The sequence below is a fragment of the Enterobacter cloacae complex sp. GYL001 genome, from assembly GCF_049237125.1.
Lineage (GTDB): Bacteria > Pseudomonadota > Gammaproteobacteria > Enterobacterales > Enterobacteriaceae > Enterobacter > Enterobacter hormaechei_C.
The window spans coordinates 268,817-292,301 of the sequence record NZ_JBMKGW010000003.1; the positions used below are offsets into that span (position 1 = coordinate 268,817).

At 56.5% G+C, this 23,485-nt stretch carries 22 protein-coding genes; 2 read left to right on the forward strand and 20 right to left on the reverse strand.

What is annotated here, in order from left to right:
* Nucleotides 1-91 precede the first annotated feature (91 nt).
* The 11 genes from cheZ to ACOTWU_RS08755 all read right to left on the reverse strand — a co-directional run bounded on the left by cheZ (nucleotide 92) and on the right by ACOTWU_RS08755 (nucleotide 11,710).
* Nucleotides 92-736 carry a protein phosphatase CheZ gene (gene cheZ, locus ACOTWU_RS08705; protein ID WP_003859718.1) on the reverse strand — a complete coding sequence of 215 codons (645 nt, stop codon included), beginning with the start codon at nucleotides 734-736 and terminating at the stop codon, nucleotides 92-94.
* A 10-nt stretch (nucleotides 737-746) separates the two neighbouring features.
* Complete coding sequence (gene cheY / locus ACOTWU_RS08710) at nucleotides 747-1,136, reverse strand: chemotaxis response regulator CheY (protein ID WP_000763862.1); 390 nt, start codon at nucleotides 1,134-1,136, stop codon at nucleotides 747-749.
* A gap of 17 nt (nucleotides 1,137-1,153) precedes the next feature.
* A complete protein-coding gene (locus ACOTWU_RS08715; RefSeq protein WP_014884341.1) occupies nucleotides 1,154-2,203 on the reverse strand; it encodes a protein-glutamate methylesterase/protein-glutamine glutaminase in 1,050 nt (349 codons plus the stop codon).
* Nucleotides 2,200-3,066 (reverse strand): protein-glutamate O-methyltransferase CheR, encoded by an 867-nt coding sequence (gene cheR, locus ACOTWU_RS08720; RefSeq protein ID WP_017384409.1) that lies wholly within the window; start codon nucleotides 3,064-3,066, stop codon nucleotides 2,200-2,202. The genes ACOTWU_RS08715 and cheR overlap by 4 nt, the downstream gene beginning before the upstream one ends.
* 19 nt (nucleotides 3,067-3,085) lie before the next feature.
* Nucleotides 3,086-4,687, reverse strand: coding sequence for a methyl-accepting chemotaxis protein IV (gene tap / locus ACOTWU_RS08725; RefSeq protein WP_126498670.1), 1,602 nt, complete (start codon nucleotides 4,685-4,687; stop codon nucleotides 3,086-3,088).
* A 44-nt stretch (nucleotides 4,688-4,731) separates the two neighbouring features.
* On the reverse strand, nucleotides 4,732-6,399 hold the full coding sequence (gene tar, locus ACOTWU_RS08730; protein WP_126498671.1) for a methyl-accepting chemotaxis protein II: 1,668 nt from the start codon (nucleotides 6,397-6,399) through the stop codon (nucleotides 4,732-4,734).
* An 85-nt stretch (nucleotides 6,400-6,484) separates the two neighbouring features.
* Nucleotides 6,485-7,447: a Csu type fimbrial protein gene (locus ACOTWU_RS08735; RefSeq protein WP_039270532.1), complete on the reverse strand. Its 963-nt coding sequence runs from the start codon at nucleotides 7,445-7,447 to the stop codon at nucleotides 6,485-6,487.
* On the reverse strand, nucleotides 7,444-9,828 hold the full coding sequence (locus ACOTWU_RS08740; RefSeq protein ID WP_421625762.1) for a fimbria/pilus outer membrane usher protein: 2,385 nt from the start codon (nucleotides 9,826-9,828) through the stop codon (nucleotides 7,444-7,446). Before ACOTWU_RS08740 ends, ACOTWU_RS08735 begins: the two co-directional genes overlap by 4 nt.
* Nucleotides 9,804-10,565 (reverse strand): fimbrial biogenesis chaperone, encoded by a 762-nt coding sequence (locus tag ACOTWU_RS08745; RefSeq protein ID WP_015570266.1) that lies wholly within the window; start codon nucleotides 10,563-10,565, stop codon nucleotides 9,804-9,806. The genes ACOTWU_RS08740 and ACOTWU_RS08745 overlap by 25 nt, the downstream gene beginning before the upstream one ends.
* A 16-nt stretch (nucleotides 10,566-10,581) precedes the next feature.
* Nucleotides 10,582-11,130, reverse strand: coding sequence for a Csu type fimbrial protein (locus tag ACOTWU_RS08750; protein WP_017384414.1), 549 nt, complete (start codon nucleotides 11,128-11,130; stop codon nucleotides 10,582-10,584).
* Between the two features lie 7 nt (nucleotides 11,131-11,137).
* A complete protein-coding gene (locus tag ACOTWU_RS08755; RefSeq protein ID WP_015570264.1) occupies nucleotides 11,138-11,710 on the reverse strand; it encodes a Csu type fimbrial protein in 573 nt (190 codons plus the stop codon).
* A gap of 427 nt (nucleotides 11,711-12,137) precedes the next feature.
* Between ACOTWU_RS08755 and ACOTWU_RS08760 the strand changes: the two genes are divergently transcribed.
* The gene (locus ACOTWU_RS08760; protein WP_017384415.1) at nucleotides 12,138-13,397 is read left to right on the forward strand and encodes a dicarboxylate/amino acid:cation symporter; all 1,260 of its coding nucleotides are present in this window, start codon (nucleotides 12,138-12,140) and stop codon (nucleotides 13,395-13,397) included.
* A gap of 96 nt (nucleotides 13,398-13,493) precedes the next feature.
* Here ACOTWU_RS08760 and cheW read toward each other — a convergent pair whose 3' ends face one another.
* The 6 genes from cheW to flhD form a co-directional block, all read right to left on the reverse strand.
* The gene (gene cheW, locus ACOTWU_RS08765) at nucleotides 13,494-13,997 is read right to left on the reverse strand and encodes a chemotaxis protein CheW (protein ID WP_003859699.1); all 504 of its coding nucleotides are present in this window, start codon (nucleotides 13,995-13,997) and stop codon (nucleotides 13,494-13,496) included.
* A 19-nt stretch (nucleotides 13,998-14,016) separates the two neighbouring features.
* On the reverse strand, nucleotides 14,017-16,026 hold the full coding sequence (gene cheA / locus ACOTWU_RS08770) for a chemotaxis protein CheA (protein ID WP_017384416.1): 2,010 nt from the start codon (nucleotides 16,024-16,026) through the stop codon (nucleotides 14,017-14,019).
* Between the two features lie 4 nt (nucleotides 16,027-16,030).
* A complete protein-coding gene (gene motB / locus ACOTWU_RS08775) occupies nucleotides 16,031-16,960 on the reverse strand; it encodes a flagellar motor protein MotB (protein ID WP_003859697.1) in 930 nt (309 codons plus the stop codon).
* Nucleotides 16,957-17,844: a flagellar motor stator protein MotA gene (gene motA / locus ACOTWU_RS08780; RefSeq protein ID WP_003859696.1), complete on the reverse strand. Its 888-nt coding sequence runs from the start codon at nucleotides 17,842-17,844 to the stop codon at nucleotides 16,957-16,959. Before motA ends, motB begins: the two co-directional genes overlap by 4 nt.
* Nucleotides 17,845-17,967: 123 nt before the next feature.
* The gene (gene flhC, locus ACOTWU_RS08785; protein WP_003859695.1) at nucleotides 17,968-18,546 is read right to left on the reverse strand and encodes a flagellar transcriptional regulator FlhC; all 579 of its coding nucleotides are present in this window, start codon (nucleotides 18,544-18,546) and stop codon (nucleotides 17,968-17,970) included.
* A 2-nt stretch (nucleotides 18,547-18,548) separates the two neighbouring features.
* Nucleotides 18,549-18,899 (reverse strand): flagellar transcriptional regulator FlhD, encoded by a 351-nt coding sequence (flhD, locus tag ACOTWU_RS08790; RefSeq protein WP_003859693.1) that lies wholly within the window; start codon nucleotides 18,897-18,899, stop codon nucleotides 18,549-18,551.
* Nucleotides 18,900-19,695: 796 nt separating this feature from the next.
* Between flhD and uspC the strand changes: the two genes are divergently transcribed.
* On the forward strand, nucleotides 19,696-20,124 hold the full coding sequence (gene uspC / locus ACOTWU_RS08795) for a universal stress protein UspC (RefSeq protein ID WP_017384418.1): 429 nt from the start codon (nucleotides 19,696-19,698) through the stop codon (nucleotides 20,122-20,124).
* Nucleotides 20,125-20,139: 15 nt separating this feature from the next.
* On the opposite strand, the gene otsA is transcribed toward uspC, so the two are convergent.
* From otsA to araH, 3 genes are all read right to left on the reverse strand, one after another.
* On the reverse strand, nucleotides 20,140-21,564 hold the full coding sequence (otsA, locus tag ACOTWU_RS08800; protein WP_045142350.1) for an alpha,alpha-trehalose-phosphate synthase: 1,425 nt from the start codon (nucleotides 21,562-21,564) through the stop codon (nucleotides 20,140-20,142).
* Complete coding sequence (otsB, locus tag ACOTWU_RS08805) at nucleotides 21,539-22,342, reverse strand: trehalose-phosphatase (protein WP_126498673.1); 804 nt, start codon at nucleotides 22,340-22,342, stop codon at nucleotides 21,539-21,541. The genes otsA and otsB overlap by 26 nt, the downstream gene beginning before the upstream one ends.
* A gap of 153 nt (nucleotides 22,343-22,495) precedes the next feature.
* Nucleotides 22,496-23,476: an arabinose ABC transporter permease AraH gene (gene araH, locus ACOTWU_RS08810; RefSeq protein ID WP_003859689.1), complete on the reverse strand. Its 981-nt coding sequence runs from the start codon at nucleotides 23,474-23,476 to the stop codon at nucleotides 22,496-22,498.
* Between the last annotated feature and the right edge of the window lie 9 nt (nucleotides 23,477-23,485).

The following is a 23,485-nucleotide window of genomic DNA, read 5'->3' on the forward strand; positions in this document are numbered from 1 at the left end:
GGCGGGAAAAGCCCGTTTATTCGGGCTCTTTTCGCTGTTTTTATTCTGAGCTGCCTCAGGCCGCGTTAACGACCTGAGGCAGAACGGGCAATCAGAAACCAAGACTGTCCAGCAGATCGTCCACCTGATCCTGGCTTGCCACCACGCCCGCTTTGCTGGTGTCAAGCTGTGGACCATTGAGCAGGCTTTCGTTCTCGCGTTTCGGACGGGCAGCCGGTTCCGGTATGTTCTCCAGCAGCACCATCAGCAGCTGACGTTCAATCTCCTGAATCACATCCATCATGCGCTTGATCACCTGGCCGGTGAGGTCCTGGAAATCCTGTGCCATCATGATGTCCAGCAGTTGGGCATTGGTGAAGCTGGTGTGCCCCGGCACGTCACCCAGGTACTGACGGGTATCCGTTACCAGTTCGCGGGCATCCGCCAGCTCAATAGGGTTCTCAAACCACTCATCCCAGCGTTTGCTCAGCGCTTTCGCCCCCTTCTCCATCGCATCCTGGTGCGGCTGCGAGGCTTCAACGCTGTTCAGCGCACGCTCGGCCGCCTGCGCGGTCATCTGTACGACGTAGTCCAGACGGTCGCGCGCGTCAGGGATGGCTTCCGCCGCTTCGGCGATAGCCTGGTCCAGCCCCAGCTCACGCAGGCTGTCGCGCAGCATGCGGGTCAGGCTACCAATGCGGGCAATAATGTCGCTCGGCGAATGTTCTTCAACGGGTTTCATAGCAGGTTGCAACATATCCATCACCTCACATGCCGAGTTTCTCGAAGATCTTCCCGAGCTTCTCTTCCAGAGTCGCCGCGGTGAATGGCTTCACCACGTAGCCGCTTGCGCCCGCCTGTGCAGCGGCAATAATGTTCTCTTTCTTCGCTTCTGCGGTCACCATCAGCACCGGCAGAGAGGCCATGCCTGCATCCGCGCGGATGGTTTTCAGCAGTTCGAGACCGTCCATGTTCGGCATGTTCCAGTCGGAAATCACAAAACCAAACCCGCCAGCCTGGAGTTTGTTCAGCGCATCCACCCCGTCTTCTGCTTCTTCAACATTGTTGAAGCCCAGCTCTTTCAGCAGGTTGCGCACAATGCGACGCATGGTGGAAAAGTCATCCACAACCAAAAACTTAAGCTCTTTATCCGCCATAAAATAATACTCCTGAGTCAAATACGTATTGCCTGTCCGGCACTGATTTTCGCCAGCATCTGCTGGCTTACCTGGCTAAGATCGACCACTTCGCTTACGCCACCCATATTGATGGCCTCGCGCGGCATGCCGAACACCACACAACTTGCTTCATTCTGCGCAATCGTCCAGGCGCCAGCCTGGTGCATCGCAAGCATTCCGGCGGCGCCGTCGTTGCCCATTCCCGTCAGGATCACCCCAACGGCGTTGCGCCCCGCATGTTTCGCCACCGAATGAAACAGCACATCCACCGACGGACGGTGCCGGTTAACCGGCGGCCCGTCATGAATTTTGATTTGATAGTTCGCCCCGCTGCGCGCCAGCTCCATGTGCTTGTCACCCGGGGCGATATAGGCGTGACCCGGCAGCACGCGCTCGCCGTCTTCCGCCTCTTTCACGCTGATCTGGCACAGCTTATTCAGGCGCTCCGCGAACGAACGGGTAAACCCTGGCGGCATATGTTGCGTAATCAGGATACCCGGGCTTGAGAGCGGCAATGGCTGGAGTACATGGCGAATTGCCTCTGTTCCTCCGGTTGACGCCCCAATGACCAGCAACTTTTCCGAGCTGAGTAACGGCCCTGCCTTCAGGGTTGCCGGAGCTGCCATCGGCTTGTGGGCCGCGAGTTTTGCGCGCGACGCGGTACGGATTTTCTCGGCGATCATCTCGCTGTACGCCAGCATCCCCTCGCGAATGCCGAGCTGCGGCTTGGTGACAAAATCCACCGCCCCCAGCTCCAGCGCGCGCAGGGTGATTTCTGAACCTTTACCGGTCAGAGATGACACCATCACCACCGGCATCGGGCGCAGGCGCATTAATTTTTCCAGGAAATCGATGCCATCCATGCGCGGCATTTCAACATCCAGCGTCAGCACGTCGGGGTTATATTTTTTGATTAAATCCCGCGCGACCAGCGGATCGGGTGCTGTCGCCACCATCTCCATATCGCTGTGGCTATTGATGATTTCGGTCATGATCTGACGCATCAGCGCCGAATCATCGACAGACAATACCCTGATTTTACTCATGCTTTTTCCTTACTCAGCGCATATACCGTTTGCCCACGCAGGCTAAACTCACGCACGAGGTTGCTGAAGTTTTCCGAGTGCCCGGCAAACAGTAAACCGTCAGGCTTGAGCAACGGAACAAAGCGACGCAGGATGTCCTGTTGCGTCGTTTTATCAAAATAGATCATCACGTTACGGCAAAAAATGGCGTCGAATGGCCCCGGCACGTTGTACTGCTTATCCAGTAAATTAACGGGAGCAAATTCCACGCAGTTCGCCAGCTCCTGGCGTACGCGCACCAGTCCTTCATGCGGGCCGGTACCGCGCATGAAGTAACGCTGTAGCTGCTGAGGAGACAGCGTTTTAAGCTCATCCTGGCGATAAACGCCGTTACGGGCTTTTTCCAGCACTTCCGTGTCGATGTCGCTGGCGTACACTTTCCAGCGGCCCGGCGCCATGCCCAGGGTGTCCGCCAGGGTGATGGCCAGCGAGTACGGCTCTTCCCCGGTAGAGGCCGCCGCGCTCCAGACGCGATACTCTCCGCTACGGCGACGGGCGTGTTCCGCCAGCACCGGGAAGTGATGCGCCTCGCGGAAAAACGCGGTCAGGTTGGTGGTTAATGAGTTGATAAATGCCTGCCATTCGGCGCTGTTCTGGTTCGCTTCGAGCATGCTCAGATAGCGGCCAAAATCATCCAGCCCCAGCGTACGCAAGCGCCGCACCAGCCGGTTGTAGACCATGTCTCGCTTATGGTCCGCAAGCACGATCCCCGCACGCTGGTAGATTAACTGACATATCCGACGAAAATGCGCGTCGGACAGCGCGAGGCGCTGTGTCATCTGCAACAATAATGACGTTTGCCCTGAGGGCATGGGTGATGTCATAGCGCCTTCTTAATCACATTCAGGATACAACGGGCACGGCCTGTGACCGTCCGACTTCTGTTACTGCTTCAACGTGCTCTTTCACATTAAATACGGCGACCAACCCGGTAAGGTGATCCGCCTGGTTTGCCAGCTGATCGGTAGCCGCCGCCGCCTCTTCCACCAGTGAGGCGTTCTGCTGCGTAACCTGATCCATCTGTGTAACGGCCTGCGCCACCTGCTCAATACCACGGCGTTGTTCATCAGACGCCGAGGCAATCTCGCCCATAATGTCGTTAACCCGCGTCACGGAGGTGACAATCTCGTGCATGGTCTGCGCGGCGGTATCCACCAGCGCGGAGCCCTGCTGAACGCGGGAGACCGACTCTTCTATCAGCCCTTTGATCTCTTTCGCCGCATTGGCGCTGCGGCTGGCGAGGTTTCGGACTTCACCGGCAACTACCGCGAACCCGCGCCCCTGCTCCCCGGCACGCGCCGCTTCAACGGCCGCGTTCAGCGCCAGAATATTGGTCTGGAACGCGATCCCGTCGATGACGCTGATAATGTCGCCAATTTTCTGCGAGCTGGCGGCAATCTCCTGCATCGTACTGGCGACGTGAGAGGCCTGATCGCCCCCACGTTTCGCCGTCATCGCCGCCTGTTTTGACAAGTCGGACGCCTGACGCGCGTTATCGGCGTTCTGGCTTACCGTCGCGGTCAGCTGCTCCATGCTGGCCGCCGTCTGCGCCAGCGATGCCGCCTGCTGTTCGGTGCGGGATGAGAGATCGTTATTGCCTGCCGCAATCTCGGAGATCCCGGTATGCATGGCGTAACTGCCCTGGCGAACGTTGCTTACCGTTTCCCGCAGCGACCCCTGCATCGCCTTCAGGCTGGCGAAAATCGCTGATATTTCATTCCTGCCATACACGGCCACCGGACGCGCCAGATCGCCCTTCGCCATACTGTCGAAGTGGCTGCTGACGATGGCCAGCGGCTGGACGATCATTTTGCGCGACCACCACAGCGAGCCGCCGGTCAGCAGGGCGGCCAGGATCACCATGGTCAGGAAAATCGCCCCTGACATGCGGTAGCTGGTACGGCTGTCCGCACCGGCACGCGCCACAAACTGGTTAATATCCTGCTGCCAGGCGTTAAAGCTGCCGTCGAACGCCGCCTGAGACGCCTGCACCGGCGCGGTCAGGAAGTCAGAAAGCTGGTTGTTCTCCAGCCACGTCGCCTGATGGTCGAGATCGCCGTACCACACATCAAAGGTCTTTTTCATGGCGACTTTCAGCGCTTTCTCTTTCTCACTGACCGCCTCCTGCGCCGTAAAGGCCTTAAACTGCGCGTCGGCCTGCTTCAGGCTGCTGCGGGCCACGACCATCAGCGCCTTAATATCCTCCGGCGGATAGCTCAGCGCGGTTAACGTCCCTGCTTTGTTCAGCGCAGTGCTTGCCTGCAACAGCACGGCACGCGTTTGTACCAGTGCGGAGCGCTGCTGATTACTCGTCTCAACTTCCTGCAAATTCTGATAGCCATCGCGAAACGCCCAGAAAGACAACCCGTTACTGCCAACCTGCAAAACCCCACACAGGATCAGAATCAAAAACAGTGTGGTCGAGATACGAATACGATTTAACATCCACGCTCCCATCAAGCGGCAAGCAGCCGCGGTTTAATTGTCAGTCAAAATGTTTCCCAGTTTTCATCTTGTCCGGTCACCGCTGCGCGCGTACGTGTCGTCACGGGCGCCGGGGTTGCTTCGCTGTACGCCGACCGCGAGCTGACCGTATTTGTCGTTTTTGAAGTAAGACGGAACGCCGAGACGGCCATTTTCAGGCGGCTCGCCTGGTCCTCCAGCGCAGCGGCCGCGGCAGCGGACTCCTGCACCAGGGCGGCGTTTTGCTGCGTCACACGATCCATTTCCGATACCGCCAGGGCGACCTGGTCAATACCACGACTCTGCTCATCCGATGCAGAGGCGATTTCACCCATGATGTCCGTCACGCGCGTCACGGCATTCACGATGTCATTCATGGTTTCACCCGCACTTTCCACCAGCACCGAGCCGGTATCCACGCGTGAAACAGAGTCTTCAATCAGGGCTTTGATCTCTTTCGCCGCATTGGCGCTGCGGCTGGCGAGGTTACGCACTTCGCCGGCAACCACGGCAAACCCGCGCCCCTGCTCGCCCGCACGCGCCGCTTCAACGGCCGCGTTCAGCGCCAGGATGTTGGTCTGGAAGGCGATACCGTCGATTACGCTGATGATGTCGGCAATTTTCTTCGAGCTGTCGGCAATGTCATGCATGGTTTTCACCACGCCGTCGACCACCCGACCGCCGCGCTGGGCGGTGTCGGACGCGCTTTCTGCAAGCTGCGACGCCTGACGGGCGTTGTCGGCATTCTGCTTCACGGTCGCGGTGAGCTGCTCCATGCTGGCCGCCGTCTCTTCCAGTGCGGATGCCTGCTGTTCGGTACGGGACGAGAGATCGTTGTTGCCCATCGCGATTTCACTCGTGCCGGTATAAATGGCATCCGCCCCCTCGCGCACGTTGGCGACGGTATCAATCAGCGAACGCTGCATATGGTCGACGCTGGTTGCCAGCTCGGTGATCTCATTGCGGCCAGAAACGGTCAGCGTTTTCGTGAGATCGCCCCGGCCAATATCACGGATATGGGCAATGACGCGGCCAAGCGGGTTAAGCAGGATATGACGAATGCCGTACCACACGGCCACCAGTACGATGACCAGCGCGAGGGCGAGAACCGCCAACTGCCATTTCGCGAAACGGTAGTCGTTCTGGCTTTGCGTGAACGCGGAGTGATAAAGCTCGCCGCTGGCTTTAGCGTACTCACCGAGCGCCGCGCCGAGGGCGTTCTGCATTCCCTGGGTCGGCTGCGCGAAATAGGCGTCCATATTGCCCTTCTCCAGGAACTGCACCAGCTCCGTGAGGCCGGCGAAGTAGGCCTGATATTTTTCATCTATGTTCGCGCTCGCCTGCGCCATTGCCGGCTGAGGGGCGATTTTTTTGAAGGCGTCGTAATGTTTCGCCGCGTCTGCCAGCGTGGCGCGCGCATTCTTCAGCAGTTCCGTTTTTGCGCTGCTCTGCTGGTTATTTGGGTCCATCATCATGCGGGCAGACGAGCGGCTCAGGTTGATACGCGTCTGCAACATCAGATCCCAGGTCGTGGTCAGTTCGCTTTGCTGCATTCGCAAATCGTTCGAGGCCGCGAAGCTGTCCTGGTTCTGTTTTAACGACGAGAAAAAGAGGCCGCCAGAAATAAGCTGAAGAAGTGCGAAAATGACCAGCACCATCATAAGCATTGTGACAACGCGGATACGGTTCAACATACAACACCTTCTCATAGATTTATTAACGGTGTTATCGGCACAGGCCACAGGAACTTTACATTTGCGAAAGGGAAAAGCGCGGGAGTCAGAATGCGACGTCGACAATCAGCGTGTCGGTATAGGTTCCGGCAGGCGGCGTGGCCTGGCTGGTCAGAACTTTGGCGGTGTAGTTGTAGGTACGTAAAAGCCCGTCCGTACTGACCTGCGATGAGCTGGCGCTGGCCCAGCGCTCGCTGCCGCTGCTACCCCAGCGGTTGCTGGTCGCCTCTTTGTAGATGTCGTAACTCATGAAGTTGCTGCCGCTGACCATACGACGCACGTTGTTCAGGGCATTTGCCCCATTATTAATGCCTATGGTGTAGGTGCTGCCTTTGGTGCAGGTGACGGCAACCGACTGTGAAACGGTGGGAAAATTTTGCACCAGCGGCGCGCTGTTAAAATTCACGTCCGGCGTGGTCATGGTGCTGCAATCGTTGGTGACGGTCATGTTGAGGAGGATCGAGGTGGTTGCCGTACCGGTTTGCGGGGTCAGGCACGCTCCGACCGCGCCAACGGCGCACACGTTGTAGTTAATGCTGAACGTTAACAACACCTGATACGGCCCGGCGGTGACGTTCTGCCCCATTACGGTCCGGAAATAAAGGGGAATGTTGTAGCGCCTTGAACCCAGCAGCCCGAGCAGTGTATTTCCGTTCCAGGTATAAGCTTTGCTGATTTGTACTTCACTGTTTCCGCCGCAGCCGGACGCCCCGCACAGCCGCGCAGGGATGACATCGGTAATAGCCGCGTTGTCCGTACGCTTCATGGTCGCCCGGCTATTCGCGAAGACGGATGCCGAGGTGTAATTCAGCGTCACCGAGTCGTTGGTTAACAGGTTGAGAACAGTATCGCAGGTCACCACCAGCGTGCCCGTCGTTTCCACTTCCCCGGTACCGCTGAGTGCGAACGAGGTGACGCTGCCAAACGAGGCATTCACCGTACTGACGGTACAGGCCGCCCAGCTGCCGCCGGAGCACAGCAGCAGGAGCGCGATTAACAGGCGTCTCACGGCGCCTCCCGACAGGTCAGCGGACCGTAAGTTTGCAGCTTATGCTCAGGGTTTGCGCCAACGGTCAGCGTTGCCGTACAGCGTTTACCCTCCGGGGTGATGACCTCGAGCGGATTCACATCGTTGAGGTTTTCCAGCCAGGCGAGGCCGTCGTAGCCGACAACCGCGCTGCTCCGGGATGCGCGTCTGACCTGGCTTCCTACCGGGATCGCATTGCCCTGCGCATCGTGCAGGATCACGCTGGCAACCCGCTCCTGCTCCATCGGGAAATCCACCAGATAACCGTTATGCCGACGAATCGCCACCCGACGCTCGGTCTCTTTCAGCCGGGTATCCGCGGGTAAGTTCAGGGTATCAATGCGGTAACTTGCCGGGTAATAGGCGGAAACGCCGCTCACCAGCAGATAGCCTTTGTTATTGGTTTTTCCGACCGGCTGGTTTTCGTAGCTGACGGGAACATCCGGATGTCCATCGGTGCTGATCACCACAAACGCATCGTTGATTTTGTTCGCCGCAAACAGCTCACCGTCCATCAGCACGACAGAGCCCATCGCCTCGCCCCACCAGGTCATCATGCCCTTCTCACCATAGCCGCCGCCCTGTAGCTCCACGTTGTTATTCCGCCAGCCGAGCGTGGCCTGCTGATAGTTACTCGACCGCGACTGGTTGGCCCAGGCCATGTTCCAGCTAAAGCCGCCGTCTGAAGGCATCGAGTGGTTGTAGTTAATGCGTTGAGTGCTGCCTGCGTCAGGGGTGTTTTCAAAGGTGACGGCGGCGCTGTCACGTTCGCCGAGGGGAACCTGCAACGACAGCGCAACCGTCCAGTCGCCCCGCTGCTGGTCACGGCTGGCAGCCAGATAAATACTGCTTGAGCCCCACATATTACGGCTCCAGGAGAGGTTGAGCAGCTCAGTTTTCTGGCGGTCAAAACTCTCAACGCCGATCCACGCCGCGCCGATATTGCCGTATCCGCCGAGGTTAAAGGTTAAGGAATACTGGTCGGTATTGCGGCTCAGGCTGGCAACGGGGTTATCATTTTCATCATAAACGGTGGGCTGATCGTACAGGGCGAGATTGCCAAAACCACGATCACGTCGGGTATGCTGGGTCGCTACGCTAAACTCGCTGGTGTTGTATTGATAGCCCCAGTTTATCTGGCCGCCGCTATCGCCGCGCATGCGGCTTTGGGTCCACGAGGTATTTACCACGCCAAAACGCCCGAGCTTCAGTACCGTGCCCGCGCCGCCAAGCGCCAGCGACTCCGCCCCTTCCGCATGCCCCTCCAGCGTCAGCCAGTCGGTCACCCCGTAGCGGTACGATCCGCTGCCCGCCGCCGGGCCATAGTCAAAATTCTCAATACCGTAGTTACGCCGCAGGCTGCCCAGCGTCACGGCGCCGTCGCTTAACCCCTGCTTAAGCAGATCGCTGCTGACATAAAACGGCAGCGTGGTACTCACCTGACGACCCAGCGCATCAGTGGTAACCAGTACTGCATCGCCAGCACCGTTGATATACGGCAGATTGGTGAGGGTAAACGGCCCCGGCTGAAGGCGGGTGGAGCCGGAACGGTAGCCGTTAATAAAGAGATCGACCGAGGTCGGGACAGCCGCCTCGCCGGAAAACGCCGGCAGCGGCCAGGTCACCAGATCCGGACGCAGGGAGAAGTCGCGCCCGTAGCTGATCCCGCCCATGCGCACGCTGGTGCTCCAGCTCAGCGCATCGCTGATGACGTCCCCGGCGGACCAGGTGGTGGCATCCTCTTCGTTGGTGATCAGTAACGTAGAGTCATAACGCACGTACCCTTCCTGCTGTCCGCTGTTACCGGTGAAATTCTGCCGGGCGTAACCCGTCGATGAAAATGAATAATCCTCATTGAAATAGCGGAACTCGTGCCAGACCGACGCCTGGCCGCCCGTGTGTTCGGAATGGTTGGTATAAACGTCGTAATTGAGCAGCGCGCCGCGGCCATAGTGCGGTTTGCTTTGCGTGCTCTGTTCGCTGAACGGCGTGATCCGCGCCGCGACCCAGTCCCGGGGGACCGTCAGCAACAGGCGCTGGGCCGTACTGTCGTACTCTGCGCGTACCGACGTAAGCGTCGAGAGATTCACCTCTCCGGCTGGCACATGCGCGGGCGGCAGCCCGGCGCGGAGCAAATCCGCGCCCGAAATAAACCAGGCGCCCTCACGCTGCGTCACCGGCACCACCAGACCCGTGTCATAGTGGTTCAGCACCAGGGCGAGCTGGAATACTGCTTCGCCGTTTATCGTCCGTGCATCCGGCGGCGGCGGTAAACTGTCGTCGCCGGTTTCGGCAAAGGCGCTGGTACTGACGCAAAGCAGGATCATCATCGCCGGTTTCAGTTGACGGGCGTCGATTGCCATTGCGTATCCCTGGCATTAATTTGCGCGCTCATCCGGTTCGGCTGATAAATCCCAGCCGGAAGCGGCCAGCTTCGGGTGCTGCCTGGCAGCACATAACCCAGCAGCCCCTCGGCAACCGTGCGTTTTTGCCCGCCCTGCTCAACCGCAACCTGGCTGAGCCGGACGTGCACATCCCCCTGATTACGGACCTGAAGCGCGGGTTTCCCCCCCTCCTGAACGACCCGCCAGCTCAGCTGTTGCGTGTTCGCCAGCGCGTGGTGCGCCCCTTCGTTGAGGGTGGGGATCCCCTGCCCATAAACAAATAAAGGAATCGAATAGCGCATTTGCAGTTTGAGGCCCATGGACGGTTCCGCTTTGGCATCCGGCTGGGGAATTTCATCCACAATAATGCGGTAGGCCTGCTCAACCCCCGACGGGATCGTCCCCTGCTTGATCAGGCGAATAAGCTGTTTACTGCCTTTGGCGATGGTCACGATCGGCGGGCTGGCAACCACATCCTGCTGGGCGGTGTAACGCTCATATCCGCCCTCCTGCTTCCAGCGCACAATACGCACCTGCATTGTCGTGGCGCTGTTGCCCTGATTCTGGATCCACAATTCAGTTGCTCTGGCCTCTGCCGAAAGCCACGGATCGATGGGCCACAAAAGAATGGTTGCCGCTGCCTGCGCCTGGCCCGCTGCCAGAGCCGTTGCCCCCAACAGACCCACCAGGCCTGATCGCCTGAAAAATGGCTTCATCGATGTTCTCCCTTTCCTACCATGACAAGGTCACGGTGAGTTGATCTGAATATGTTCCCGGCAGGCTAAACCCCGTCAGGAGCGCGACGCCAAAAAGAGGCAGCGCGATGTTATTGCTGTTGGTATACGTAATCGGTATGGCCTGGTTAACCCCAATTTCGCTGTTCGCCGCCAGAGAGCTGCTGCTGTAGAGCCGGTAACCAACAACTTCGGTCCCGCCTGAACGCGTCATCCGTCGCACCGAGCTGTAATTCTGGCCGCCGTCAATGCTCATGCTCAGCGCCACGCCCGGCGTGCAGGCGATGGACAACGCGCCGTCGGCGACAAAGCTGGTGCTGACCGGCGTGTTGTCCACGCCGTTACGGGTTCCAAAATCCAGCGTCCCAAAGCGCCCGCCCGTGCCGGTACTCACCGAGCACCCTGGTACTACCGTCGCGCTCACCCTGAAGGACTGGGAGGTCACCGCCCCGGCGTCGCAGATCATCATCAGCCCGACGAGCAGGGCCAAAAAAGGGTGCACGACGCCCTCTGCGCTTTCGCGCAGACATAAACACAATGCCTTCATGGCTGAATCAGTAGGTGACGCTGACGTTAATCGTGTCGGTATAGGTTCCCGGTACAACCGTTACGCTATTGCCGCCGCCCGTTATGCGCCCGTAGAGGGTATAGCTGTTCACCCCGCCCGCTGTGGAAGCTACGGGCAACGCGGCGTTATTAGCGATCACGTTGTTGTACCCGCTGTCGCTATAGAGGCTGTATGCCACGCCCTGTGCCGCATTGGCGGTATTCACCAGATAGCGGGCGGGTGTGCCGGGGGTGCCGACAACGGTTCCGGGTGCGGTCGCGTTGGTGTTGCCGGTGATCGCCACCGTGTAACTGGCAGTGGTACATTGAATGGTAAAGGTGTTTCCGCCGCTGGCCCCGGTTAACTGGGTTGTCAGGGTGGAGAATGTCGCAGGATGGGTCCCGAAATCGAGTGTCCCGAAGTTAATGCCGTTTTGCGTTGGCGAGCCGTTGATCAAACAACCGTTCGTCAACGTCAGCGTCGCCCCGATAGTACCGCTACTGGTGACTGCCAGCGCCTGACCGACAGTCGCCGCCGTCAGCAGTGTACCCGCGCAGATAAAAAGAAGTGTTCTTTTCATTTACCACCCTCCAGAAGAAATAATGGTCCGCTTACCCTATTTTATTCATACTGTTCAGTATGTTAGCCCCGCTTAAACATTCCCCGGCGCGGTTACTGAGAATTTAGTTTATGGTTCACGCTTCAACCACTTTCAGCGAAGGTGAGACACCCGCCCTCCAATTAACAGACTATTAACAAACATTACAAAGAGTTAGCAAAATAAGACGGGCATTATTCTTGCTTAATTTGAGGATATATCGCCTGTAATGTGATCCTCGTCACAATATATCGTCATAGTAAAAACAACGAATTTCATAAAAATTAAAAACAAGTTGTAACTCACGCAGCTTTACTTCAATTTATGCCCCGAATATTTTCCTGCGCTTAAATAAAAATTTTGTATGCATTGACGCAGGAAACTCTTTTAGCGCATAGAGGATCTTTTTGTGGCAAGTGCAAACAAACTCACGCTCTTCATCGTGATTTTCATGCTGGCGGGCATTCTTTCAGGTGCGGCAATCCATGAGTATGCTTCGCCCGACGCGATACAGGCCTGGTCGGAGAACATCACCCTGCTGACCGATATTTTCCTGCGGCTGATTAAGATGGTGATTGCCCCGCTGGTGTTCAGCACCCTGACGGTGGGCATTATGAAGCTGGGTGAAACGTCGACGATTGGGCGCGTCGGGGGTAAAGCGATGGTGTGGTTTATCAGCTCATCCGTGCTTTCCATTCTGGTGGGGCTGTTTATTGTTACCCTTGAACAACCCGGCAGCGGTCTGAACCTGAGCATTCCGACAGAGACGGTTGATACCGGCCTGGCCGTTAGCGGGATGTCGCTGAAAGCCTTCCTGTCACACACCATTCCAACCAGCATTGCCGGCGCGATGGCGAACAATGAGATCCTGCAAATTGTGGTCTTCTCGATGTTCTTCGGCATCGGCGGCGCGTCATTAGGTCAAAAATTCAACGCCCCGCTGGTGGCGGCGCTGGATGTGGTCTCCCACATTATGCTGAAAGTGACGGGCTATGTGATGTACGTTGCGCCGCTGGCCATTTTTGCCGCGATTTCGTCCGTGATTGCCACTCAGGGTCTGGGCATTTTGCTGAACTATGCCTCGTTCATTGGCGGTTACTATGTGGCGATCCTTCTGACCTGTCTGGTATTGCTGGCGGTAGGTTACATGGTACTGAAAAAAGAGATTTTCCGTCTGGTGGCGATGCTGAAAGATCCGGTGCTGGTCGCGTTTACCACCAGCAGCTCAGAAGCGGCATACCCGAAAACGCTGGAGCAGTTAGCGCGCTTCGGCTGTTCACGTAATATCGCCTCTTTCGTCCTGCCGATCGGCTACTCGTTTAACCTGGTCGGCTCCATGGTGTACTGCTCGTTCGCCTCGATGTTTATCGCCCAGGCATACAACATTCACCTGAGTTTCACCGAGGTGACGGTGCTAATGTTAACGTTGATGCTGGCCTCGAAAGGGATTGCGGGCGTACCGCGCTCGTCGCTGGTGGTGCTGGCGGCAACTATTCCGAGCTTTAACATTCCGGTGGCCGGGATCCTGCTGCTGATGGGGATTGACCATTTCCTGGATATGGGACGATCGGCCATTAACGTGCTGGGGAACGGGATTGCGACGGCGATGCTGTCGCAGAATGAAGGGGCGCGGGAAGCGGAATCAGCGCTGGTGGAGCAGGAGGCGTAAGGTTACAAAAGAGCCGGGTGGCGCTGACGCTTACCCGGCCTACGTGTTCGAGCCATTTGTAGGCCGGGTAAGGCGAAGCCGCCACCCGGCTTTGTTTTATGCTACGTGATTCGCCGCGATATCCAGCAGCGCCATCTCTTCGCTGTTCAGCAGCTTCTCAATATTCACCAGAATCAGCATACGCTCGCCGAGCGCACCCAGCCCCGTCAGGTATTCCGTCGACAGCGTGACCGCAAACTCCGGCGCAGGACGGATTTGATCGGCGGTCAGCGACAGCACATCAGACACGCCATCCACCACGATCCCCACCACGCGCTGCCCCAGATTCAGGACGATCACCACCGTGTTATCGTTGTACTCCACATCGCCCTGGCTAAACTTCACGCGCAGGTCCACGATAGGCACAATCACACCGCGCAGGTTGGTCACACCCTTGATAAACGCTGGCGTGTTCGCAATGCGCGTTACCTGGTCGTAACCGCGAATTTCCTGCACTTTCAGGATGTCGATACCGTACTCTTCATCCCCTAAAGTGAAAACCAGGAATTCCTGTCCAGATGGCTCGCCCGCCAGTTTCGTTACGTTACTCATACCGGTCATGTTATTACCTTTTACTTAATCAGGCGGCTGTGTTCGCCACACGTTGTTCACGATTTAATCCCTGAAGTGCCGATACATCGACGATCAGCGCGACGCTACCATCACCCAGGATGGTGGCAGCAGAGATCCCCGGCACTTTGCGGTAGTTACTTTCCAGGTTCTTAACCACCACCTGATGCTGACCAATCAGCTGATCGACCAGCAGCGCGTAGCGGCGTCCGGCGCTTTGCAGGATCACAACGATACCCTGCGTGGCCTCGGTTTTTGCCCCGTCCACTTCAAACACTTTCCACAGTTCCACCAGCGGCAGGTACTCGCCGCGCACTTCGAGCACGCGCTCGCCGCCCGCCAGCGGATGCAGATCTTCTTCACGCGGCTGGAGGGACTCCATTACCGCGTTCAGCGGCAGAATAAAGACTTCGTCCGCCACTTTAACGGACATGCCGTCAAGAATGGCCAGCGTCAGCGGCAACAGGATACGAATCGTGGTGCCCGCGCCCTGCTTAGACTGGATCTCAACGTGACCGCCCATCTCCTGAATGTTACGTTTCACCACGTCCATGCCCACGCCGCGGCCGGAAACGTCGGTGACCTGCTCTGCGGTTGAGAAGCCCGGGGCAAAAATCAACATGCCCACTTCTTCGTCGGTCATGTTTTCGTTAACCGCCATTCCCTGCGAAATCGCCTTCGCCAGAATGCGCTCGCGGTTCAGGCCGGCGCCATCATCGGTCACTTCGATGCAGATGTTGCCGCCCTGATGTTCCGCTGACAGGATCAGGTTGCCCACGGGCGATTTTCCAGCTGCTACGCGGTTTTCCGGCAGCTCGATGCCGTGGTCGAGGCTGTTACGCACCAGGTGCGTTAACGGATCGATAATGCGTTCAATCAGGCTCTTGTCCAGCTCGGTGGAGCTGCCCATCAGCGTGAGTTCGATCTGTTTGTTGAGCTTGCCGGCCAGGTCGCGCACCAGGCGCGGGAAGCGGCTGAAGACATATTCCATCGGCATCATGCGGATGGACATCACCGATTCCTGCAAATCGCGGGCGTTACGTTGTAACTGGCCCATGCTGGTGATGAGATCGCCATGGGTCACCGGGTCCAGCTCGTTGGAGCGCTGGGCCAGCATCGACTGGGTGATGACCAGTTCACCCACCAGGTTGATCAGCTGATCCACTTTCTCCACCGCCACGCGAATGCTCGTGGACTCGCTGGAACGCGCCGCCGGTTTTTCACCGCGGGCCGGGGCAGCCGTCTCTTTTGGCACGGCTTTCAGGGCCGGGGCAGCGGCAACTACCGCAGGGGTATTCTCTGCCGGAGCTGGCGCTTCAACGGCCGCCGCCTCGGTTTCAAACGCAATCTGATCCGCTTCAATGACGAAGCAGAGCACCGCCACGATGTCATCCTGGCCGATCCCGCCGTCGAGCGTCGCGGCCAGGCTGTCTTTGCCCTTCACCACGTTGCTGAGCGTCGCCAGGTTCCCCAGCTCCTCTTCCAGCAGGTTGACCTCGTTCTCTTTCAGACGTGACAGTACCACGCGCAGTTTTCCTGCGGGCGCGTCAGGCGCCGTATCGGGTTCGGCCACGGCGTCAACAACGCTCAGTTTTGCCGCAGGGACAGCGGGCGCAGACGCCTCACCTTTGGCTTCCAGCGCTAACTGACGCAGCGCGTTGCAGATGTATTCAAAGCTGGCGGCATCAGGCTCTGCCGAACTTTTATAGGCGTCGAGCTGTTCCTGCATAATATCTTTCGTTTCCAAAAACAGGTTGATAATGTCGGTATTGAGCTGCATCTCACCGCGTCGTGCTTCATCCAGCAGGTTTTCCATTAAATGGGTGGTTTCCTGCAAAATGGTAAATCCAAACGTTCCGGCTCCGCCTTTAATGGAATGCGCCGCACGGAAGATGGCATTGAGCTGTTCTGAGTCCGGTGCCTCGGGCACCAGATCCAGCAAATGTTGCTCCATATCGGCCAACAATTCGTCGGCTTCATCAAAAAATGTCTGGTAAAAATCGGTAATATCCATGCTCACGCTATCACCTCGGATTGGCTGGTGGCGATGTTGGAACGGCAGCCGAAGGGACGGCCCCAGGCTGTTTTAAATCGTCCAGTGACTCATTCTGACTTTCGGCGTTTTCATGCAGGATGGCCTGCTCCGCCTGCTGGTTCAGCACTAAAAGACTGATACGACGGTTGATGGCGTCATCCGGTCCGCGGTCGGTAAGGCGCATGGTTGCAGCCATGCCGACCACGCGCAGGACCTTGCCATCATCAAGCCCACCCGCCACCAGCTCGCGACGCGAGGCGTTGGCGCGATCGGCAGAAAGCTCCCAGTTGCTGTATCCCTTCTCTCCCGTGGCGTACGGGAAATCATCCGTGTGTCCGGACAGGCTAATGCGGTTAGGAATACCGTTCAGCACCGGTGCAATCGCACGCAGAATATCGCGCATGTAAGGCTCCACGTCGGCGCTGCCGGTTTTGAACATCGGCCGGTTCTGGCTGTCGATGATCTGAATACGCAGCCCTTCCTGTACCAGGTCAATTTTCAGGTGCGGACGCAGCGCGCGCAGCTTAGGGTCCGCTTCAATCAGCTGATCCAGGTCACCGCGCAGTTTTTTCAGGCGCGCCTGCTCCATCCTTTTTTTCAGCTCGTCGATGTTAGGCTGTTTTTTCACTTCGCCCTGCTGCTGGGTATAATCGTCACCGCCGCCGGGGATCGGGCTGTCGCTGTTAGAAATGCGCGGCCCGCCGGTAACCGCCGTCGCCAGCGGCGTTCTGAAATATTCCGCAATCTGAATAAGCTCCTTCGGGCTGGAGATGGAGATTAGCCACATCACCAGAAAGAAGGCCATCATGGCGGTCATAAAGTCGGCGTACGCGATCTTCCAGGAGCCGTGAGAACCGTGCCCGTGCCCCTTATGCTTGCGCTTTTTTACGATGACGATCGGATGGGACTGGTTTTTCATGCGTCCTCAGTTGTCGTCTGTTGGTTAGGGTTTTTCACCGCGCGCACGTGCTCTTCCAGTTCGATAAACGACGGACGTTCGCTGGAGTAAAGCGTCTTACGACCAAATTCGACGGCAATCGGTGGGGCATAACCGTTGAGGTTAGAGAGCAGCGTAATTTTCACGCACTGCATCATTTTGGTTGTTTCGGCGCTCTTCTGGCGCAGCACGCTCGCCAGCGGGGAGATAAAGCCGTAGGCCAGTAAAATACCGAGGAACGTCCCCACCATCGCGTGGGCAATCAGCGCCCCCAGTTCAGCCGCCGGGCGATCCGCCGAGGCCAGGGCATGAACAACGCCCATGACCGCCGCCACGATGCCGAACGCCGGAAGCGAGTCGCCCACCAGCGCCAGGCTGTTGGCCGGTACTTCGGACTCGCTCTCGTGGGTTTCGATCTCTTCGTCCATCAGGGCTTCAATTTCGAAGGTGTTCATGTTGCCGCTGATGATCAGTCGCAGGTAATCGACGATAAAATCGAGCATCATCGCGTCGGCCAGAATACGCGGGTAGCTGGCGAAAATTTCGCTCTCTTTCGGGTTTTCGATGTCCCGCTCCAGCGAGAACATCCCCTGCTGACGTGACTTCGCCATCAGGCGATAGAGCAGCGCCAGCAGATCCATATACATGCTTTTGGTGTATTTCGAGCGACGAAACAGCAGCGGAATCGCCTTCAGCGTGCCCTTGATCGATTTGCCGTTGTTACCAACGATAAAAGCCCCTACCCCTGCACCGCCGATGATGACAAGTTCAGCCGGTTGATAGAGTGCTCCAAGGTGCCCGCCGGTCATCATGTAACCGCCGAAAACTGTACCGAGAACTACCAGGTAACCTAATAAGATAAGCACGACATCATCCTTCCGCTAGTGACTATGGCAGGACGTTCATTTCGAGCGCATGACCTGAACGCAGGGTAAAAAAAAGCAGCGGTAATCGCTTACCGCTGCTGGAATCTTGCCCACAGGTTCGGGTTAAACAGCGTGTTCGATCTGTTCATCCAGCAGTTGTGGAATAATATCGGCAGCATCCCGGGAAAGTTTACGTCTTTTTACGGCTCGGGATGGAGGCTGGCACAAACTACAGGCGAAGCTGCCCGCAGGCTGGTGCGCGTGGGTAATGAAATTGCCGTCACAGCAGTTGCAGCGGGACAATTCAAGCATTCCGCTTTCAACAAAACGCACCAGCGTCCAGGCGCGGGTCAGCGCCAGCAGGGGTCCCTCTTCCTGCTGCGGGCATTGCTCAAGGTAAAGTTTGTAGGCTTTGATCACGGCATCAACGCCGCTGCATAAGCCCGTTTTAAGCAGGTACTGCCAGGCGTTACAGAACATGGAAGCATGAATGTTCTGCTCCCAGGTCATGAACCAGTCAGTCGAAAACGGCAGCATGCCTTTTGGCGGCGGGCTACCACGCAATTCTTTGTACAGCTTGATCAGACGACCACGGCTCAGCTGCGTCTCGCTTTCCAGCATTTGTAAACGCGCACCGAGCGTGATGAGTTCCATCGCCAGCTGGATATCACGGGCTTCCTGAACAATGCTTTTTTCGCTCATTGTTAAGCCCTTTTCTTCCGGGCTACGTCATCAGGCTGGCTGATTTCGTTGAGCAGGCGGGTGGAGAGAAGAATACCAGTGTGGATCTGTTGCAGATCGTCCACGCGGGATTCCTGAGTCAGACGCGTAATGGTCTGCGGGTTATCAAAACGGAACTGGCAGACAAGTTGATTGGTTTCAGCCAGCTTGACCATTTGCGGGAGGGTTAATCCACCCAGCATGGTTGCCATCTCTTCGTTAACACCCAGACGAAACATCGCTGACGGTTTGTCCTGACTAATCAAACGCTGCGCGAGCAATAAATACGACAAATTGATGTCATAAATATGTTTTAGCAACTCGGATGTATGCATTTTTCCCATCCCGAATAACCAACTATTATTTTTATGCGGAAAGACCGCACCCCGTGATGTCGCCGGGAAATCACCCGGTATAAAAAGAAAAGGCCAAATGCATAGTTGAATTTAGGTTTGTACGTCGTAAAGCGCGTGACCGGTTAACATGGCCAAAATGTCGGTTACACATTTTATCTTTTCTTACAAATAACTAAGATTTTTCCTAATTCGACGCAAACTCTACTCGTCAGTTTTGACACATACAATGCAGCCCCCCCTGGAATTTAAAAAAAATGTGATCTACGTCACATAATTTACGCGAATGTAACCCATAAATCCATCAGCGCGACTTGTAATTTGACTATTTATTGAGCAAGTGAAGCTTGTTTATATTCTTATGGAACGAATACTCATGCAGAGGGATGAGGGGATCGGGTATGAAAATTGCTACGTCGAAGAAGCACTGCCCTTTCGCGTCACAACGGGCGCGAACGCCAGAGAAGAGGCGGAGTTAATTAAGTAAAAACAGCAGCTTAAGTTTTCTTTTCGAGAAACAAGTTTCCATGGGTAACCATCACGCTTGCGTTGACGATCGGTTAACGCGATTTAACAGCACGGAAGGCTAAATGTGTGATTTACGTTAAGTTGTTAATTACTTTCATTTAGCGTCCCCATTTCGTTATTCTTCTTATAAGAATAATTAATGAATAATTATGATAAGCTTCACACTATTGTCGCATGTGCCTCTTGCAGAAGCGGCAGATTCGAGGTAAAGCTTGAGAAACGTGTCATTCTGACATAAAAGGAGTGTGTGATGAGTTACTCCCATCTTCTTGTTTCTGTTGCGGTTTCCCCCGAAAGTCATCAACTCGTCGCCCGTGCCGTTTCCATTGCCCGCCCGAATAATGCCCGCATAAGTCTGATTACCCTGGCTGCTGAACCCGAAATGTATAATCAACTGGCAGCGCCAATGCTGGAAGATATTCGTGAGGTTCTTCAGGAGGAAACGCAGCAATTTCTGCGCGAGCTGGTTGAGCGGGCAAAATATCCTGTCCACCAGACGGTGATTGCCACCGGCGAGTTAAGTGGACATATTCTCGACATTTGTCAGAAACAGAATGTTGACCTGGTCATTTGCGGAAATCATAACCAGAGCTTTTTTTCCCGGGCGGCATGCTCGGCAAAATCCATCGTTTCGTCAAGCCAGGTGGATGTCCTGCTGGTGCCTCTCGGGGGCAATTAATGCCCCCGGAGAAAATCAGGCGAGTTTAGGGAAGGTCGCGATCTTTTTTTGCAGATCACCTTCCTGAGTTTGCGGCTGGATCGCGCGCAAATCGTCAATAAAACGCGCCTGCCAGCGGTTGATATCATTCTTAACGATGGTCTCCATCATTTCTGAATGACGTGAAATACGTTCCGCAAGCGGCATGGTTAACGCGCGGTTCAGGGCATTTGCCACATCATCGCGATCGTAAGGGTTCACAATCAGCGCCGAGGTTAACTCGTTTGCCGCACCGGCAAATTGGGACAGCACCAGCACGCCCGGGTCAGCAGGATCTTGTGCTGCTACATACTCTTTTGCCACCAGATTCATCCCGTCGCGCAGCGGGGTGACCAGCCCGACGTCCGCATAGCGGAACACTTTCATCAGGATTTTGCGCTCAAAGTGCTGATTCAGATAGAAAAGTGGAGTCCAGCCAAGCTGACCATAGCGCCCGTTGATGCGCCCTGCTTCGGTCTCCAGCTGGTGACGAATATCCTGGTAAGCCTGAACCTCACCGCGCGAGGTCGGCGCTATCTGGGTATAGCGGATCTTGCCGTGATGCTGCGGGAATTTATCCAGCAGGGTTTCATAAGCGAGGAATCGCTCCGGCAACCCTTTGGAATAATCCAGTCGTTCAACCGAAAAGATATTCTTAACGTGCTTGAGTTCGTCCTTGAGCTGGGCAAGCTTCGGCGGCAGCGGACCAGAGGCCTGCTCGGCGATTTCGTCTGGCTCAATACCAATCGGGTAGACTTCGGTATGGAAATTTCGTCCCCACGCGGTGTGAGATTTGCCGCCGTGAGTGACCAGCCGGGTTTTACCCGACACGCTGTCGAGGAACGCCAGCCTGTCATTTTCCGTCTGGAAACCGAGCAGGTCGTAATCAGACAATGCTTCAAGAATTTCATCATGCTGCGGCAGCGCCGTAAAGATCTCTGGGGTCGGGAACGGAATATGCAGGAAGAAGCCGATCCGGTTCTTCACACCCCGTTTACGCAGCTCCCTGGCGAAGGGCAGCAGATGGTAATCGTGGATCCATAAAATATCGTCATCTTCGATCAGCGGCAGCAGTTTATCTGCCAGCAGCGCGTTTACGCGCATGTAGCCTTCATAGGATTCACGCTGGAATTTCACCAGATCCAGACGATAGTGAAACGCTGGCCACAGCACGGCGTTTGAGAACTCGGAATAATATTCATCGTAGTCCTTCTCACTAAGGGCGAAGGAGGCCCACGTGATATTGCCCCGTGACACCTTTTTTAGCGGTTTCTCTTCATTACTGATTTCCCCGCTCCAGCCAAACCAGAGACCACCCGCGGCTTTGAGGGCACCTAATACCCCGACCGCCAGGCCACCGGCACTGGCTTTTTTATCATCCGGCGGTGCGATGCGATTAGAGACGACGACTAAGCGACCCATAATGATTTCTCCCGTTGTTTTGCGCTATTTGTTGTTGTTGCTGGTTAGCGACGTCAGATATCCACTGCCAGACGCTGGCGACATTTTCCAGCCGCCATCCGGCAATGGTTTCACCAGATCCAACCTTGATAGACATGCCCTGGGCCTGGTTTACCACCCTGAACCCGGCCTCGTCGGTCAGGTCATCCCCAAAAAAGACTGGCGTACGCCCTTTGAACGGCGCTTCCGCCATAAACGCTGCAATGGCAGCGCCTTTGTTAATTCCAGCCGGTTTAATCTCGACCACACATTTACCCGGCTGTAACGCCAGCTCCGGATGGGCTTCCGCCACGCTTCTTGCCACCGCAAAGATCGCCGCCTCATGATGGGGCGCCTGACGGTAGTGCAGCGCAAAGGCCATGCCTTTGGCTTCCAGTTCCGTACCGGGAAGCATTTCCAGAGCCGAAGAGAGTTGCGCATGTAGCGCCTGAATCAGCGTGTCGGGGAGTGAAACTATATGCAGTTGATCATGGATATCGCGGCGCTCCGCTCCGTGCACACCGGCCAGCGGAAAGTGATAAGGACTGGCGAGCACGTCCAGCTCGGCCATTGAGCGCCCTGAAATCAATGCCAGTGCCCCCTCGTTCTGTCGGGAGAGCTGCTGCAAATTCTCTAACACCGTGTCCGGTACAACGACGTCATCCGGATGCGGTTCAATCCCGGCGAGCGTCCCGTCGAGGTCAAAAAAGAAAGCAAATTTTCCGGGCAGTACAGGCGGTGCGGTTAACAAGTCAGCCACCCTAATCCTCCTTACAGTGAACAAAACAGCCATGTAAGTATAGACAGTGTGACGGTGCTCGCCATTTGGCAACCGGCCCGTCAGCAAAACTGGCGGGCCGGTCAGGGGGTCAACTATGGTTAATAGTTGAGCATATTGATGGCTAAAAATAAATCAGACGGTACGCTTCGCTTTTTGCTTGTAACGGTCGAAGATCACCGCCGCCAGCAGGATCAGGCCGCGTACGACGTACTGAGAGAACGGAGAAATATTAAGCAGGTTCATGGCGTTCTCCACGGTCCCCAGAATCAGGATCCCCGCCACCACATATGAGATTTTTCCGATGCCGCCCTTGAGGGAAACGCCCCCTAAAACGCAGGCTGAGATGACGATTAGCTCATAACCAATGGAGGTCATTGGCTGGCCGCTGGTCATACGCGACGCCAGAATAATCCCCGCCGCCGCCGATACCAGCCCGGAAAGCACGAAGATAATGATCTTGGTCCGTACGACCGGGACACCCGCCAGACGCGCCGCCTCTTCATTGCCGCCAATCGCCAGCGTGTTACGGCCAAACGTGGTGCGGTTAAGCAGGAAACCGAACAGGATCAAACAGCCTACCGTCAGCCAGATTGGCGCAGGCAGACCCAGCCAGTTGGCATAGCCCAGCGTGAAGAAACGCTCGTCTTCAATCCCCACGGCTTTCCCGTCGGAGATGATATAGGCCAGACCGCGCACGATTTGCATGGTCGCCAGCGTCGTGATCAGGGCGTTAATCTTCAGGCGCGCAATGACAAACCCGTTCACCAGGCCGCTCAGCACGCCGAGCAGCAGCCCGGCCAGCACGCCGATCCACAGGCTTTCGGTCATGTTGATCACCACGGCAGTGGTGACGCCTGCACAGGCAATCACCGAGGCAACCGACAGGTCAAAATCACCGGAGGCCAGGCAGAACAGCATTCCGCAGGCCACCATGCCGGACATGGAGATAGCCAGCCCCAGCCCCTTCATATTGATGAACGTGGCGAAATTCGGCACAAAAATCGCGCAGGCGACGAACAGGGCAGCAAAGACCACCAGCATGCCGTACTGGTCCCAGATGCGGCCAAAACTGAAAGCCGACTTCGGCGCTCCGGATGTAGTAACAGAGGACATCATTGACTC

Coding starts and splice junctions, on each gene's coding strand:
- tap (WP_126498670.1), bottom strand. CDS start 4,687: ATGTTAAATCGTATTCGTATCTCGACCACACTGTTTTTGATTCTGATC.
- araH (WP_003859689.1), bottom strand. CDS start 23,476: ATGTCCTCTGTTACTACATCCGGAGCGCCGAAGTCGGCTTTCAGTTTT.
- ACOTWU_RS08745 (WP_015570266.1), bottom strand. CDS start 10,565: ATGAAGCCATTTTTCAGGCGATCAGGCCTGGTGGGTCTGTTGGGGGCA.
- tar (WP_126498671.1), bottom strand. CDS start 6,399: ATGTTGAACCGTATCCGCGTTGTCACAATGCTTATGATGGTGCTGGTC.
- ACOTWU_RS08755 (WP_015570264.1), bottom strand. CDS start 11,710: ATGAAAAGAACACTTCTTTTTATCTGCGCGGGTACACTGCTGACGGCG.
- cheY (WP_000763862.1), bottom strand. CDS start 1,136: ATGGCGGATAAAGAGCTTAAGTTTTTGGTTGTGGATGACTTTTCCACC.
- ACOTWU_RS08715 (WP_014884341.1), bottom strand. CDS start 2,203: ATGAGTAAAATCAGGGTATTGTCTGTCGATGATTCGGCGCTGATGCGT.
- cheR (WP_017384409.1), bottom strand. CDS start 3,066: ATGACATCACCCATGCCCTCAGGGCAAACGTCATTATTGTTGCAGATG.
- uspC (WP_017384418.1), top strand. CDS start 19,696: ATGAGTTACTCCCATCTTCTTGTTTCTGTTGCGGTTTCCCCCGAAAGT.
- cheW (WP_003859699.1), bottom strand. CDS start 13,997: ATGACCGGTATGAGTAACGTAACGAAACTGGCGGGCGAGCCATCTGGA.
- ACOTWU_RS08750 (WP_017384414.1), bottom strand. CDS start 11,130: ATGAAGGCATTGTGTTTATGTCTGCGCGAAAGCGCAGAGGGCGTCGTG.
- flhC (WP_003859695.1), bottom strand. CDS start 18,546: ATGAGCGAAAAAAGCATTGTTCAGGAAGCCCGTGATATCCAGCTGGCG.
- motB (WP_003859697.1), bottom strand. CDS start 16,960: ATGAAAAACCAGTCCCATCCGATCGTCATCGTAAAAAAGCGCAAGCAT.
- flhD (WP_003859693.1), bottom strand. CDS start 18,899: ATGCATACATCCGAGTTGCTAAAACATATTTATGACATCAATTTGTCG.
- otsA (WP_045142350.1), bottom strand. CDS start 21,564: ATGGGTCGCTTAGTCGTCGTCTCTAATCGCATCGCACCGCCGGATGAT.
- cheZ (WP_003859718.1), bottom strand. CDS start 736: ATGTTGCAACCTGCTATGAAACCCGTTGAAGAACATTCGCCGAGCGAC.
- ACOTWU_RS08740 (WP_421625762.1), bottom strand. CDS start 9,828: ATGGCAATCGACGCCCGTCAACTGAAACCGGCGATGATGATCCTGCTT.